Source organism: Campylobacter coli, from assembly GCA_039516895.1.
Classification (GTDB): Bacteria; Campylobacterota; Campylobacteria; order Campylobacterales; family Campylobacteraceae; genus Campylobacter_D; species Campylobacter_D coli_B.
The window spans coordinates 822,342-837,359 of the sequence record CP154437.1 but is presented as its reverse complement, the minus strand read 5'-3'; the positions used below and the strand labels follow the sequence as shown (position 1 = coordinate 837,359).

Below are 15,018 nucleotides of genomic sequence, written 5' to 3'. Positions count from 1 at the left end.
CCTTAAATTTTAGGTCCAAACTGGCTGTATTCTACACCCTCTTTTACATCCTCATAGCGTTTAAAATTATCACTAAACATTTTTGCCAATTTATTTCTAGTAGCGATAAATTCATCCTTATCTTGCCAAGTATTGATAGGATTTAAAAGGGAGCTTTCTACACCAGCTAAGGTTTTAGGAATAGCCAAATTAAATACATCAAAATTTTCAAATTCACATTGTGTAATACTTCCATCTAAAATAGCATTAATGCAAGCTCTAGTAGCTTTTATACTCATTCTTTTACCCACGCCATAGCTTCCACCGCTCCAGCCTGTATTTACAAGATAAACATTCACTTCATGTTTGTCAATTTTTTCTCCAAGTAATCTTGCATAAACTGTCGGATGCAAAGGCATAAAAGGCTCACCAAAGCAAGCTGAAAAGGTAGCTTGAGGCTCTGTAATCCCTCTTTCTGTTCCAGCTACTTTTGCTGTATAGCCACTTAAAAAATAATACATAGCTTGCTCTTTGCTAAGCTTGCTTACAGGAGGTAAAATTCCAAAAGCGTCTGCACTTAGAAAAATAATATTTTTTGGATGACCTGCTTTTAAGCTTGGTTCATGATTTTCTATATGTTCTATAGGATAAGAAACTCTAGTATTTTCAGTCTTTGAAGCATCACTATAATCTACACTTTTATCACTTCTTAAAACCACATTTTCCAAAAGTGCATTTCTCTTAATCGCTCCATAAATTTCAGGTTCACTTTCAGGATCGAGATTGATAGTTTTTGCATAACATCCACCTTCAAAGTTAAACACTCCTTCATCATCCCATCCATGCTCATCATCGCCTATAAGCCTTCTTTTTGGATCCGTAGAAAGAGTTGTTTTTCCAGTGCCACTCAGGCCAAAGAAAAGCGCAACATCGCCTTTTTCACCAACATTTGCGCTACAATGCATAGAAAGCTTATTTTCAAGCGGTAGCCAATAATTCATCATAGAAAAAATTCCTTTTTTCATCTCGCCGCCATACCAAGTTCCACCGATAACTGCGATATTTTCTTCTATGTTGAAAATCACAAAAACTTCAGAATTTAAACCATTCTTTTCATAGTCTTTATTGACACATTTGCACGCATTATAAACGATAAAATCAGCCTTAAATTCATCTAGCTCTTTATCATTAGGGCGAATAAACATATTTTTTACAAAATGTGCTTGCCATGCGATTTCAGTTACAAATCTTATAGCTTTACGACTTTTCAAAGAAGCACCACAAAAAACATCTTGCACATAAATTTCTTTATTGCTTAATTCTTTTCTAGCCTTCATTAAAAGCTCATCGAAAAGTTCCTTGGTGATTGCCTGATTTACTTTGCCCCAAGCTATATATTTGCTAGAAGGATCTTGCTTTACAAAATATTTATCTTTTGGACTTCTTCCTGTAAAAATTCCTGTATCTACAGCAAAAGTTCCATTATCCGTGCATTGTCCTTCTTCGTTTTTCTTTTCATGCTCATAGAGCTCATCAAAACTTAAATTATGATAAACTTTTTTTATATTTTCTAAACCCAAATTTTCGAATTTCTTCATTTGCGACCTCAATTATTTTTTATATATTGCGACTAAATTATTTTCGCTAACACTATCACCTGTTTTGACACAAATTTTTTCTATTATGCCATCTTTTGGTGCACTAACCTCTATCTCCATTTTCATGGCTTCCAAAACCATAACAACTTGTCCTGATTTTACCTCTTCACCTTCATTAATATAAATTTTAAATACATTACCAGAAATTCCAGCTTGTATACCTTCACTTGAATCCACATCTTGCGTAATATCCTCTTGAGTATCTGCTTTGCGAACACTTTTAATATTTACATCTTTATCAAAGCCAGCACTTACTTCTACATGATATTTATTTCCATTAACTGAAACTGTGAATTTATTCTCATCAACTCCGATAGAATTTGATTTTGATACAGGAGCATTTTTACGTACATTAACTTTAGCTTCGCCTTTTAAATATGCTATTCCTTTTTCTTTGCAAGCTGCAGCAATGAAAATATTTTCTTCGCTTACTGCTATGCCCTCTTTTTCAAGCAAGCTTTTAACATAAGCTATACTTTTAGTTTCATCTTTATCAGCTATATCAATAGCAAGTTCTGTGGTAGGTTCTAAATTTAACTGCTTAGCTGCAAGTTTTTTAACTTCAGCATCAGGCTCGACAGGAGTTTTACCAAAATACCCCAATACCATTTTTCCATAACCTTCAGCAATTTTTTCCCAAGGTCCAAACATAACATTGTTAAAAGCTTGTTGAAAATAAAATTGAGAAACAGGGGTTACAGAAGTTCCAAAACCACCTTTTTCTACAACTTCGCGCATAGCATGAATAACTTCTGGAAATTTATCGAGTATATTGTTATCTCTCATCATTTGAGTATTAGCAGTTAAGGCTCCACCTGGCATAGGAGAAAATGGAATTAAAGGACTTACCATTGTAGCTTCAGGTGGTAAAAAATACTCTCTTAAAGAATCTCTTAAAACTGCTTCATATTTTAAAATCTTTTCTTCTTCTAATCCACCCAAATCATAATCCTTGCCTTTTAAAGCATGCATCATAGTTAAAATATCAGGCTGTGAAGTACCACCACTTACAGGAGCTGCTGCTAAATCTATACCATCAACCCCAGCTTCCAAAGCTGCTAAATAACAAGCTATACTCACCCCTGCAGTTTCATGTGTATGAAGCCTTATATGCACATCTTGTGGTAAATTTTTTCTAGCCATTTTAATGGTTTCATAAATTTTATTTGGATTTGAAGTTCCGCTAGCATCTTTAAAGCAAATACTATCAAAAGGAATTTCAGCAGCCAAAATTTCTTTTAATATTCTTTCATAAAAGAATACATCGTGAGCACCTTGGCAGTTTGGTGGCAGATCCATTAAAGTGATTGTAATTTCGTGTTTTAAGCCATATTTTTTAATACATTCACCACTGAATTTAAGATTATTTACATCGTTTAAAGCATCGAAATTTCTAATTGTTGTAGTGCCATGTTTAGCAAAAAGCTTAGCATGCAAATCAATAAGCTCTCTACTTCCCGTATCCAAGGTAACAGTATTTACACCTCTTGCCAAAGTTTGCAAATTTGCATCTTTTCCTACAATTGAACGGAATTTATCCATCATTTCAAAAGCATCTTCATTAAGGTAAAAATAAAGGCTTTGAAACCTTGCTCCACCTCCAAATTCAAAATGAGTTATTCCTGCTTCTTTAGCCGCTTCTACTGCAGGAAAAAAATCCTGCATCAAGACTCTAGCTCCATACACAGATTGAAAACCATCTCTAAAACTTGTATCCATAACATCTATAAATTTTTTAGCCATTTATTTTCCTTATATGAAATAATTAAGAAATTTTAACAAAAATTTGATAACACATTATGCAAATAATTGCTATAGGTGATATAAAACGAATAAAAAATAGCCAAATTGTAAATATTTGACGATTTACAAATTTGGAAAATATTTTATAAATTCGCTTTTTATCCACAAAAAAACCTACAAATATAGAACTTACAATCGCCCCTAAGGGAAGTAAAATATTAGAGGTCACCTTATCTAAAAGAGTAAAAAAATCTTTTCCAAAAAAATTAAACAAACTAGAAAAATGAATATTTAAAGACAAAATACAACAAATTCCTAATACAAAAACAATAAAACCTATAAATAATAAAGCCTTAATGCGAGAAATTTTATAATTATTAACCACATAAAATGTTAAAGGTTCTATCATCGAAACTGCTGAAGTAATGCCTGCAAAAAAAAGAGCCAAGAAAAAACAAAAGGCTAAAACATAACCTAAAATTCCAAGCTCATTAAACAAACTCATCAAAGATACAAATACTATTCCTGCGCCTTGCACATTTGGATCTGCGCCAAATTCAAATATAAAGGTAAAAACTATAAGCCCCATGATAAATGAGATAAGAAGATTAATTAAAACTATAAAAATAGAACTTTTGATAAAATTTATTTTTTTACTTAAAGCCGCAGAATAAGTCACTATACAACCTATACCTAAACACAATGTAAAAAAAGCAAGCCCCAAAGCTTCAGCAATAGAACTTAATTTAAAATTTGAAAAATCAGGATAAAAAAGATAAGAAAAAGCCTGCTTAAAACCACTTTGAAAACTCATGCAATAAAACAACATAAAAACAAGCATGATAAAAAGACTTGGCATTATAAGCACATTTAATCTTTCAATACCTTTTATCAAACCCTTAGATACGATCAATAAGGTAAGAAAAAAAGATAAAGAAAAAAATAAAATGGAATTGCTTAAATCAACACTGATCAAAGTAGAAAAATCACTTCCTGCTTGCTCTAAATTTTTAGGTAAATAATAAAGACTGGTTAAAGCATATTTTAAAACCCAGCCCATAATTACCAAATAAAAAGAAAGAACAAAAATTCCACCCAAAGTGAAAATTCCACCATAACGCCATTTTTTGGCATGGTTTTTTGCAAGAGTATAATAAGCATTTGCTAAATCACTTCTGCTTAAACGTCCCATAGATACTTCAGCTAAAAAAATACTAAAGCCTATGCTTAAAGTAAAAAATAAATACAAAAGAACAAAAACAAAACCGCCGTTTTCTGCGCTTAGGGTCGGAAATTTCCAAGCATTTCCCAAACCTACAGCCCCACCTGCAACAGCTAAAATGAAACCTATTTTTGAAAAATATGTTCTCATTTTTAATCCGATTTTACTTTAAAAAAGCACTAATCATAACAACGATAACTGCCAAAGGCGAAATAAATCTTAAAAAGATATACCAAAGTTCAAAAAATATACCTTTCATATAAGGACCGAACAAAATTTGTAAAGCTTCTTTTTTGATTACAAAACCCACAAAAACAGCAGCTAAAATTCCACCCAAAGGCATAATAATCTTACTTGATAAAGTATCTAAAAGATCAAAAACACTAAGACCAAAAATTTTAAATGCTGTCGAATCCAAAGAAGACAAAATACATAAAATTCCCAAGGTGTAAACTATAATTCCTATCAAAATCAAAGCTTTTTTACGGCTCATTCCAAAGCTATTGATTAAGTAAAAAGCAAAAGGCTCTATCATAGAAACTGCTGAAGTAATACCTGCAAAAATCAAAGATATAAAAAAAGCTGCTCCTAAAATATGCCCAATAAGTCCAAGTTTTTGAAATAAAGTCGCTAAAGAAACAAAAATCAGACCTGGACCCTCTTTGCTTGCATCAAAACCAAACTCAAAGATAAAGGTGAAAACGACCAAACCCATTAAAAGTCCGATTAAAAGATTGATGAAAATGATATTTAGAGTACTAGTAATAAAATTTGTACGCTCAGGTAAACTTGCCGAATAAGTGATAATAGTCCCTACTCCTAAAGACAAGCTAAAAAAAGCAAGTCCTAAAGCTTCAAGAACGTTAGAAGTGCTGATTTTAGAAAAGTCAGGTACAAAAAGAAATTCAACCGCCATCATAAAACCATCTTTAGTCATTGCATAAATAAGCATCAAAACAAGTAAGATAAATAAAGCTGGCATCATCCAAACATTTAATTTTTCAATACCATTTTTTACGCCCTTAGATACTGTGTAAAAAACAATTAAAAAAATCAAAGTAAAACATATAAATTGACTTAAAAAATCGCTTGAGATTAATTTTCCAAATTCAGCAGAACTTGTATCAAGATCAGGATATAAATTTCCGCTAATGCTTAAGTATGCATATTTAAGTATCCAGCCAATTACTAAAGTATAAAAAGAAACAATTAAAATCGCTCCTATCATGGTAAAACCTGCGTAAGACCAAGCCTTTTTATTTGAAGGAGCAAGTTTTTCATAAGCATTAACAGGATCTTTTTCACTGATCTTTCCTATACTAAGTTCAGCCAAAAAGATAACAAATCCTACACCCAAAGTTAAAATAATATAAAGCAATATAAAAGCAGAGCCTCCACTTTGTCCCACTAAAGTAGGAAATTTCCAAGCATTTCCTAAACCTACAGCTGAACCAGCAACTGCTAAAATAAAACCTATTTTCGAAAATTTAGAATTCAAAATTTACAACCTTGTATTAAAAAATTATTTTAAAGTATTATTAAAGCAAAAAAAGTTTTAATCTTTAATGAAAGTGATAAAAATACTTTAAAAATGTGAAATTTAGTAAATTTCAATAAAATTAAAGATATTTTTTGATATATTTTCAACTTGATTTTAAATCTTAAGTAGGGATACGCAAGCCGAACTGGTTTAAAATTAAAACATTAAAAATCTCTAATCAAATTTTAAAGAAAGGTTGTAAAATGAAAAAAATCCTTTTTCTATTTTTAGCTCTTGCAGCAACTGCTTTCGCGGCTGAAGCTAATGCACCTGTTGAACAAGAAGCTATCAATGTATGGATCAAAGCGTTTTCTGTTTTAGCGGCAGGTTTAGGACTTGGTGTTGCTGCACTAGGTGGTGCTATCGGTATGGGTAATACTGCAGCAGCTACCATAGCAGGAACAGCTAGAAACCCAGGGCTTGGACCAAAATTAATGACAACAATGTTTATCGCATTAGCGATGATAGAAGCACAAGTTATTTACGCTCTTGTAATCGCTCTTATAGCACTTTATGCAAATCCTTTTATAGTTTTTGCTTAATCTATAAAAAAGCTCTATTTAATAGGGCTTTTGTTTTTTACTTTTTTGCGGTTATGGTGGAATTGGTAGACACGCCATCTTGAGGGGGTGGTGCGCTCCGCGTGTGCGAGTTCAAATCTCGCTAACCGCACCATTTATACTATGAATTAAACTTATCAAATATGTAAAATAGAATTTAGAACTATGCAAAGCTGAAATTAAAGTTCGCCCCATTAAAAAATTCATGTTAAAAAATTTTCCTAAATTTTTATTTCTACTCGAAAAAATTAGAAAAAAGTTGATATAAAGAATCTATTTTAATGTTATTAAAAGGATATTTTAAAGGATACATAACTCATATGGCTTTAAAAACTTAAATTACATAAATATTTTATAGGAGTGTATAGTGAATAAAATTGACAATATTGCAAATCTTTTAAATAACAATTCTAAAAAATGTTTGGCTATAAATGGTGCTTGGGGCATAGGTAAAACTTATTTATGGAAACAAGTTGAAAATAAACTTTCTGAAATAAATGCTGATAAAAAAGTTGTCTATATAGATCTTTTTGGTAAAGAAAGTTATAAGCAAATATTAGAAGAGATAGTTTTTAAATTATACGGAACTTATAATTCTTTTACAAAAAAAGCTTCTAATGTTGCAAGTAATCTTATAAAAAAAGCAAGTTGTGAGTTTATAAAAATAGAACCTGATACTATTTTTTCTTTTGCAAAAAAAGAAGACTTTAATAATATTATTGTGTGTTTTGATAATATAGAAAGAAGATCTAATAATCTTTCTTTAAAAGAAATTTTAGGACTTGTAAATTTACTCAAGGAAGACAAAGAATGTAATGTTGTTATGATTTTTCACGAAGATGAATTAAAAGAACAAGACAATAATTCAACCATAGATAATAAGAAAAAAGAAACCAAACAAGATCTTAATAGTTTACTTCAGGCATATGAATCAAAAGCTAAGGAAGAGCAAGCTAAGCAAAATAATAAAAACTGGTATCAAATATACAAAGAAAAAATTATTGACTGTGAAATAACCATAAGAAATAATGATGAAGTAGCAAAAGCAATTATAAAAGAGAAGATAAGCAAATATACCAAAACTACAAACGACATAAAGAATATTATTGAAAATATTATTTTTGAAAGATATAAAGAACAATGCAATGGCAATCTAAGGTTGCTATATCATATATTAGAACATATAGATTATTTTAACACGCAATGTTTTTTATTGTTTTGCAAGTATGATAATAAAAAAACATTTACAGATGCTCTAAAATTAAGTTACATCTCATTAATATTTCAAATTAAAAAATATCTTTCTATTGAAATAGAAGAAAACGACTTTTCTTCAAACTACTATCTTTATGAAAAATACCTAAAAAATATGTTTTATTTAAGCAAAGAAGAAAAATACCAACTAAGACGCGATTTTTATCAAACTTTAAAAATTGATCTTTATTACAAACTTCAAAACTGCAAAACGGAATATTTAGCAGGTAATTTAAACGATGAGGAATTTGTAAAAGATATTGAAAATTCACTCCTAAAAATAGACTTTTATTCAAAAAATGGAATGACACACTATTCTTATGGTTTTTATCAAGAATTACTTTCAATCTATGCACAAATTGCAAATACGCAAATTGCAAAGAAAAAATTAAGCGATATAGAAGAAAAAATTAATCAGTATTATATGGAAGCTCTTGTTGTAGAAGAATTAGAATTTGATTTTCGCGATGATTATAAATCCGATAAGAACCTTTTAAAATTATTAGGGAATAAAAAATGGAAGCGTTATTATGAAAAAACTAAAGAAAAACACAAAACAAATAAGTATGAAAATATTAATACTTTTATCAATAGCTATGAAAATATAGAAAGTAGTTTTAATTCTGAAGCAATCAAACAGTATAATTTTTTTAAAAAAGAAGAATTAATACAGCTATTTAAAGAAAATAACGATTTTTGTAAGAAATTTTTTATTCATTTTTCTAAAAATATGAATATAAAACATAATTTTAATGATGATTTAAACAATAATTTATTTCGAGCTTATTTGGATTTTTTGGATTTAGATGAAAATAAAATAAAAAAAAGTATTGTTTTAAAATATATAAATTCACGAAATAGTGTATTAAGAAAGCTACTAATAGAATAATTGCTAACTTTCAAAACAAAAGCTTTTCATTGCTTTTTGTAATTTTTTGTTAAATTTCTTTGAAATTAAAATCAAAGGATTTAATACACAAATGCAAGAAGTTGAATATACAGCAGAAGAACTGAGAACTAATCTTGATTTTTACTCTATAAAATTTAGAAACCGTATAAATCCTACTTAAGTAGAAGCAAGGATAAACAACTCTTGAATTATTTTCAATAAAAAGACTTTAAACTTTTTTAGCAGCAAAGAATGCGATCGATGATTTATCACAAAGAGGATATCAAACCGTAGTTTTATTTGGATAGAAGTTTAGATAATAAAAAAAATGTTTTAGAGTATGTATAATTTTACATATTTTAACCTACAATCAAATTCTTTTTGTTATTATTTTAAAATTAGATTATCAAGGAAAAACATGCAAGAAAATCCACTTGAAAAACAATTCTTAAATCATCCCCTATTTTCCAAAATTGAAAATTTGAAAAAAATTGAACTAAATTCTAAACTTTATTTAGAAGATAGTATCATCCTAAAAACAAACTCTCAAGCAGAAAATGAAATTTTAGAACTTGCAAAAGAATTAAAACCATGGAGAAAAGGACCTTTTAAAATAGATGATCTTTTCATCGATACAGAATGGCAAAGCTTTATTAAATTCAATATCCTAAAACCCTTTATGAAAGAAATTTCTCAAAAATGTGTTGCTGATATTGGTTGTAATAACGGCTATTATATGTTTAAAATGCTTGAATTTAATCCAAAAAAACTCATAGGCTTTGATCCTTCGATCAAATATCGCTTACAATTTGAACTCATAAATGCTCTTGCTAAAACTTCTATAAAGTATGAGCTTTTAGGCGTGGAGGATTTGCCAAAATATGAGTTGAAATTTGATGTGATTTTCTGTCTTGGAGTGATTTATCACAGAAGTGATCCCGTAAAAATGCTAAAAGATTTAAAAGCAGGCTTAAATAAAAATGGAACTGTATTTTTAGACACTATGTATATAGAAGATCCAAGAGAGATTGCTCTAGTTCCTAATAAAACCTATTCTAAAATTCCAAATATTTATTTTGTTCCTAGTATTAGTGCTTTAAAAAATTGGTGCGAAAGAGCAGGATTTAAGGAATTTGAAGTTCTAGCTACAAAAATAACAGATGAAAACGAGCAAAGAAAGACAGATTGGATTGATTCTTTTTCTTTAGAAAATTTTTTAGATCCAAACAATAAAAACCTTACCATTGAGGGTTATGAAGCACCCAAAAGAGTCTATGTTCGCATAAGGGTATAAATTTTTTATTTACTAAGCCGATATGGTATCAAGAAATGTTTTGAAGTAGATAATATAAAACACCAAAGGCACAAAAATGGCAAAAAAAGATACTTTTGAAGAATATGCACAGCTTGAAGAATATGTATCCGCCGAGGATATTTCTCGTGTAAGAGCTGAACTTTTAACTTGTCCGGAGCTCAACACCTCCTTAGCAGGAACCATCATAGAGCTTGATAAAAATTTTGCAAAGTCAATACTTATCACTACAAGCGATATGGTTGTAGATGAACAAGGTTTAGTTTTTGATGCTTTTATTTTTGCTGCTGCAAACTATGTCGCACAAGCTTCGATCAATAAAGAATTCTCTGTTGTTATCGGTTCAAAATGTTTCTTTTACGCTCCACTTAAATTAGGCGATGTTTTAGAACTTGAAGCTCATGCTTTATTTGATGAAACTTCTAAAAAGCGAGATGTAAAAGTTGTAGGGCATGTAAAAGAGATTAAAATGTTTGAAGCAACTATACAAGTTGTTAGCACAGATGAGCATATATTTAAACTCAAACGACCTCCTATTAACACAGTCAAAGCAGCAGAAAATTCTGATTCTCCAGCGAGCACGGTAAATCCCGAAGCCATAGGGTCGGCATTATCCGCATCCTTACGCAAATAAATCATCAAGGAGTCATTTTAATATCTACCCAATTTTTGGGGCACTCTTTGTGATAAGTTCCGCTTGCATCATAATACTCACGACAATCATCATAAAACCGATTTGAAATTCCTCTTTCATTTACAAAGCATCCTGATATTCCAAAAAGTAAAGCTAGCATTAAAATATATTTTCTCATTACCTGCCTTTAAAATCTATTTTGTTTGCGCCATTTATAAGGCTCTATTGGATTATCATCTTTCCAAAGACCTAGTTTATTTTTCTGAGCCTTTTCTTGCTCTTTAATATAAGCATTAGTATAATATGTATCCGCCCAAGCATATCCTTGGCTCACTAAAAATTGATTGATATCTATATCATTAAGCTTTACAATAGCAACAATTCTACCATAATTATCTTTGTCTTTAGAAAAAATATAAACTTCCTTGTCTTTTAAAATTTTATCAAGTGCCACTTTTGATTGCTTGCCAAAATTTTGCTTCAATTCAGGTGCATCTATGCCAAAAAATCGTATCTTGCTAGTTTTATTATTAACAATAACTTCAATAGTATCACCATCAATCACCCTAATCACTTGAGCTTTAAAACTAGGATTTTGTACTATATAATTTTGCACAAAAGCAATCATTAAAGCAAAAATCAAAAATGCTAAAAGTTTTTTAGGATCGCTTGCAATTTTTCTTAAATTAAATAATTTCTTATAATTTATTCTCATTGTTTCCTTGAATTTTGAAAAATATGCCATAATTTTAACAAAAAAAGGAGATGGAATGCAAAATGTTATAGCAAATTTTAAAAATTTATGCAAGATTCCACATTGCAGTTATGAAACAGGACAAATGAAAGAATTTTTAAGCTCTTATGCTAAAGATAAAGGTTTTAAAGTCAGTGTAGATAAGGCAGGAAATATTCATGCTATCAAAGGAAATCCTAAAATTTGTCTCCAAAGTCATTATGATATGGTTTGTATGGGAGAAGCTCCAAAGGTAGAAGTATATGAAGAAAATGGATTTTTAAGAGCTACAAATTCAAGTCTTGGGGCAGATAATGGCATAGGAATAGCCATCATGATGAGCGCTATGACTGAATTTGAAAATCTGGAATGTCTTTTTACAAATGATGAAGAAGTCGGATTAATGGGAGCAAATTCACTCGAGCACACTTTAAGCTCCAAAATGCTTTTAAATTTAGATCACGAAAGCGATGATGAAATCATGATAGGTTGCGCAGGTGGAGTGGATATAGAAGCTAAGTTAAACTTTAACACTTTTAAGGCAAGGGGTAAAATTTATAAACTTCAAGCGCAAAATTTTCAAGGGGGACATTCAGGGATTAATATCATACACAATGAAAAAAACTCTATCAAAGAAATGGCTAAATTTATCAAAGAAAACAAAGGAGAAATTATCTCTTTTGAAGGTGGAGAAAGGATAAATTCTATACCTAAACACGCAAAAGCTTTAGTGCATTTTAAAAATGAAGTAAAAGGCAATGAGTGGATAAAATGTGAATTTAAAGAAGAAGGCGAATTTGAAATTTGCGATCAAAGCAAAAAACTTTTAAATACCATCAATGCCTTTGCACATGGAGTTAGGGCTTATGATAAAAATTTAGATATAGTGCAAACTAGTATCAATCTAGCCATTTTAAAAATGGAAAATCAAGAAATCAAATTTGAACTTTTTGCAAGATCTAATATATTAGATGGTTTAAAACAAATAGAATTTGAAACCTTAGAATTTTTTAAAGCTTTTGATTATAAAGTAAAAAGTTTTAATTTTTATCCTCCTTGGGAAGGCAAAGCCAACGCACTTAGTGATAAGGTATTAAAAGCTCTTAAAAAAGTTTCGCCCAATGCTAGGGTTTCAACTATCCATGCAGGATTAGAATGCGGTATCATAGAAAAGAAACAAGAACTTTTATGTGCTTCTATAGGACCAAATATCCACAATCCTCACTCAACCGATGAACACTGTGAAATTGCTTCAGTAGAAAAAATATCTAGAGTTGTTTTTGAAGTGTTAAAAGACAACGCTTAGTTCTTTTGCTTCGCTCCTTGCAAAAATGCGCTTGAGTAAAAATACGCTAAACAAGGAGCAGCACCCTACCACTATAAGATAAACACCTATATATTCTTTATAAAAAGCATTGACTATAAAAGGAGTTAGAAAACCTAAAAGTGCATAAGAAATATTATAAGCAAAACTAAGTCCGCTGAATTTAAGTTCGCTTTTAAAAATTTGAGTCATAAAAACAGGAGCAAAAGTAATAATACCTTGAGCAAAACAAGCAAGTAAAAAATAAAATAAGAAATTTGCATCATAAAAACTAAAAAGCATGCCAAAAAACATAAAGGCTATACTAAAAATAGAACAAATTCTATAACTTCCCCATTTGCTAGCCAAAATTCCTTGAATCAGCGCTCCTAAAATAACAGCCAAAATAGCAAAATTTTGTATCCATAAAGCTGAAGTTTTATTTATCGATAATAGCTCTTCAAAATATTTTGGAAGTATCATTAAAGTCGCTACACCACTGGTTAAAACAACGGTCATTAAAAAGCATACTAACATACTTGTTTTATAGGTTTTAAGTGCATCTTTTAAAGGAAAATTTAAAAGCTTATTTTCTTTTTTTATTCTTTCAAATTCAGGAGTTTCACTGAGTTTTGTTCTCAAAAATAAAGCAAAAAATCCAAAAAATCCTCCTATGATAAAAGGAATTCTCCAAGCATATTCCTCAACCTCTTGTACGCTAAAATAAGATCTTATTCCTAAAGTGGCAAGATTTCCTAGCAATAAACCCACAGTCAAAGTTGCTGAAATAAAACCCAAAGCTAAAGGAATTTGACGCCCTCTAACAAATTCACTTACATACACCCAAGCTCCGCTTACTTCTGTCCCTACGGCTAAGCCTTGTAAAATACGAATTAAAAATAAAATCAATGTAGCAAGTATACCTATACTCTCATAGCTTGGTAAAAATGCCAAAGCAAAACTAGGCAAAACCATAAAAAGCATAGATATATAAAAAATATTTTTACGCCCATATCTATCACCAAAATGCGCCATAACAATAGATCCAAAAGGACGCGCCAAATAAGCAGCACCAAAGGCTATATAAGCATTTATTTGCATCCAAAAAGTATCATTTTGAGGAAAGAAAACTTTAGCAAAAATATCCAAAAAAAAGGCAAAAAGCACAAAATCATAAAATTCTAAAATTCCGCCTAAAGAGGCATAAATTATATTTTTGTATTTTTTTTGCATACTTTATCCTGATAGCTTTTATAAAAAGGGCAAAAGCCCTTTTTAATTAAATTTTACCACCTTCGATAACTACATCATCGGCTTTTACATCATCTCCAAAATGAGCTTTCAAAGTTTCATCATAAGCTTTATGGAAGAATTGTTCTTCTCCTAGTTTTACGATTAAGTTATCGATAAAATCTTTAAGTTCTTTATCGCCTTTTTTAACAGCAGGAGCAATTACATCTTTATTGCCCAATTCTTTAATAGCCATTTTAAATTCAGGATGTTCTTTTACCCATGCAAAAAGCAAGGTATTATCATGACTTAAAGCATCCCCTCTTTGATCTATTAAAGCAGCAAAAGTTTCAGTATTTTGATCATATTTTAATGCTTTAATATCAGGATATTCTTTTGTAAAATACGCATCAGCGGTAGTTCCTTTATTTAAAAGCAAGGTTTTATCTTTTAAATCTTCTACACTACTAATATTACTATCTTGAGGCACAGCCACGCCTAAAGCTACCTTCATATAAGGCAAACAAAAATCCACTTGCTCTGCTCTTTCAGGTGTTTGAGTAAAATTAGCTAAAATAATATCAACTTTATTTGATTTTAAAAATTCCACCCTATTTGCAGCTTCAACCAATACAAACTGCACCTTATTTTCATCCCCTAAAAGTTCTTTTGCTATACGTTTAGCCAAGACTATATCATAACCTTGATTTGCGCCTTTTTCATCTACATAACCAAAAGGCGGTTTATCTCCAAAAACTCCTATTCTTACTACTCCTTCTTTCTTGATTCTTTCAAGAGAATTTGAAGCATTAGAATCTGAATTTCCTCCACAAGCAGCCAAAAATACTGCAACAAAGGTCGTAAAAATACTTAAAAGCATTTTTTTCATACTTTTCCTTTCTTGGTATAAACCATAATTTATTTTGCAAAAAATGCAAAAGCATTATACTTTAAAAAAAGG

Annotated in this window: 13 protein-coding genes and 1 tRNA gene; 6 read left to right on the top strand and 8 right to left on the bottom strand. The window is 30.2% G+C overall.

Translation table 11 applies throughout. The features are described 5' to 3' along the window. Window positions 1–2: 2 nt before the first annotated feature. Genes pckA through AAID94_04130 form a run of 4 tightly spaced genes read right to left on the bottom strand, consistent with a single transcriptional unit; the run spans window position 3 to window position 6,100 of the window. Complete coding sequence (gene pckA, locus AAID94_04145) at window positions 3–1,577, bottom strand: phosphoenolpyruvate carboxykinase (ATP) (GenBank protein ID XAK24712.1); 1,575 nt, start codon at window positions 1,575–1,577, stop codon at window positions 3–5. Window positions 1,578–1,589: 12 nt separating this feature from the next. Continuing rightward, a complete protein-coding gene (locus AAID94_04140; protein ID XAK24711.1) occupies window positions 1,590–3,380 on the bottom strand; it encodes a biotin/lipoyl-containing protein in 1,791 nt (596 codons plus the stop codon). A gap of 22 nt (window positions 3,381–3,402) precedes the next feature. After that, window positions 3,403–4,752, bottom strand: coding sequence for a sodium-dependent transporter (locus AAID94_04135; GenBank protein XAK24710.1), 1,350 nt, complete (start codon window positions 4,750–4,752; stop codon window positions 3,403–3,405). 13 nt (window positions 4,753–4,765) lie between these two features. Further along, window positions 4,766–6,100: a sodium-dependent transporter gene (locus AAID94_04130; protein XAK24709.1), complete on the bottom strand. Its 1,335-nt coding sequence runs from the start codon at window positions 6,098–6,100 to the stop codon at window positions 4,766–4,768. Between the two features lie 245 nt (window positions 6,101–6,345). Here AAID94_04130 and AAID94_04125 point away from each other — a divergent pair, with 245 nt between their 5' ends. The 5 genes from AAID94_04125 (at window position 6,346) to AAID94_04105 (ending at window position 10,791) form a co-directional block, all read left to right on the top strand. Next, window positions 6,346–6,684, top strand: coding sequence for a F0F1 ATP synthase subunit C (locus AAID94_04125; GenBank protein ID XAK24708.1), 339 nt, complete (start codon window positions 6,346–6,348; stop codon window positions 6,682–6,684). A 47-nt stretch (window positions 6,685–6,731) separates the two neighbouring features. After that, window positions 6,732–6,817: transfer RNA gene (locus AAID94_04120), tRNA-Leu, on the top strand. 252 nt (window positions 6,818–7,069) lie between these two features. Continuing rightward, entirely contained in the window at window positions 7,070–8,845 is a 1,776-nt protein-coding gene (locus AAID94_04115; GenBank protein XAK24707.1) for a P-loop NTPase fold protein, read from the top strand. A 418-nt stretch (window positions 8,846–9,263) separates the two neighbouring features. Next, window positions 9,264–10,139, top strand: coding sequence for a tRNA 5-methoxyuridine(34)/uridine 5-oxyacetic acid(34) synthase CmoB (gene cmoB, locus AAID94_04110; GenBank protein ID XAK24706.1), 876 nt, complete (start codon window positions 9,264–9,266; stop codon window positions 10,137–10,139). Between the two features lie 76 nt (window positions 10,140–10,215). Continuing rightward, a complete protein-coding gene (locus tag AAID94_04105; protein ID XAK24705.1) occupies window positions 10,216–10,791 on the top strand; it encodes a hypothetical protein in 576 nt (191 codons plus the stop codon). Between the two features lie 4 nt (window positions 10,792–10,795). Here AAID94_04105 and AAID94_04100 read toward each other — a convergent pair whose 3' ends face one another. Both AAID94_04100 and AAID94_04095 read right to left on the bottom strand, forming a co-directional pair. Next, the gene (locus AAID94_04100; protein XAK24704.1) at window positions 10,796–10,969 is read right to left on the bottom strand and encodes a hypothetical protein; all 174 of its coding nucleotides are present in this window, start codon (window positions 10,967–10,969) and stop codon (window positions 10,796–10,798) included. A gap of 9 nt (window positions 10,970–10,978) precedes the next feature. Then, entirely contained in the window at window positions 10,979–11,506 is a 528-nt protein-coding gene (locus tag AAID94_04095; protein ID XAK24703.1) for a thermonuclease family protein, read from the bottom strand. Between the two features lie 55 nt (window positions 11,507–11,561). Between AAID94_04095 and AAID94_04090 the strand changes: the two genes are divergently transcribed. Further along, entirely contained in the window at window positions 11,562–12,830 is a 1,269-nt protein-coding gene (locus AAID94_04090) for a M20/M25/M40 family metallo-hydrolase (GenBank protein XAK24702.1), read from the top strand. On the opposite strand, the gene AAID94_04085 is transcribed toward AAID94_04090, so the two are convergent. Together AAID94_04085 and AAID94_04080 are read right to left on the bottom strand one after the other, a co-directional pair. After that, the gene (locus AAID94_04085) at window positions 12,813–14,060 is read right to left on the bottom strand and encodes an MFS transporter (GenBank protein ID XAK24701.1); all 1,248 of its coding nucleotides are present in this window, start codon (window positions 14,058–14,060) and stop codon (window positions 12,813–12,815) included. The genes AAID94_04090 and AAID94_04085 overlap by 18 nt on opposite strands. A 46-nt stretch (window positions 14,061–14,106) precedes the next feature. After that, on the bottom strand, window positions 14,107–14,946 hold the full coding sequence (locus tag AAID94_04080; protein XAK24700.1) for a cysteine ABC transporter substrate-binding protein: 840 nt from the start codon (window positions 14,944–14,946) through the stop codon (window positions 14,107–14,109). Window positions 14,947–15,018 lie beyond the last annotated feature (72 nt).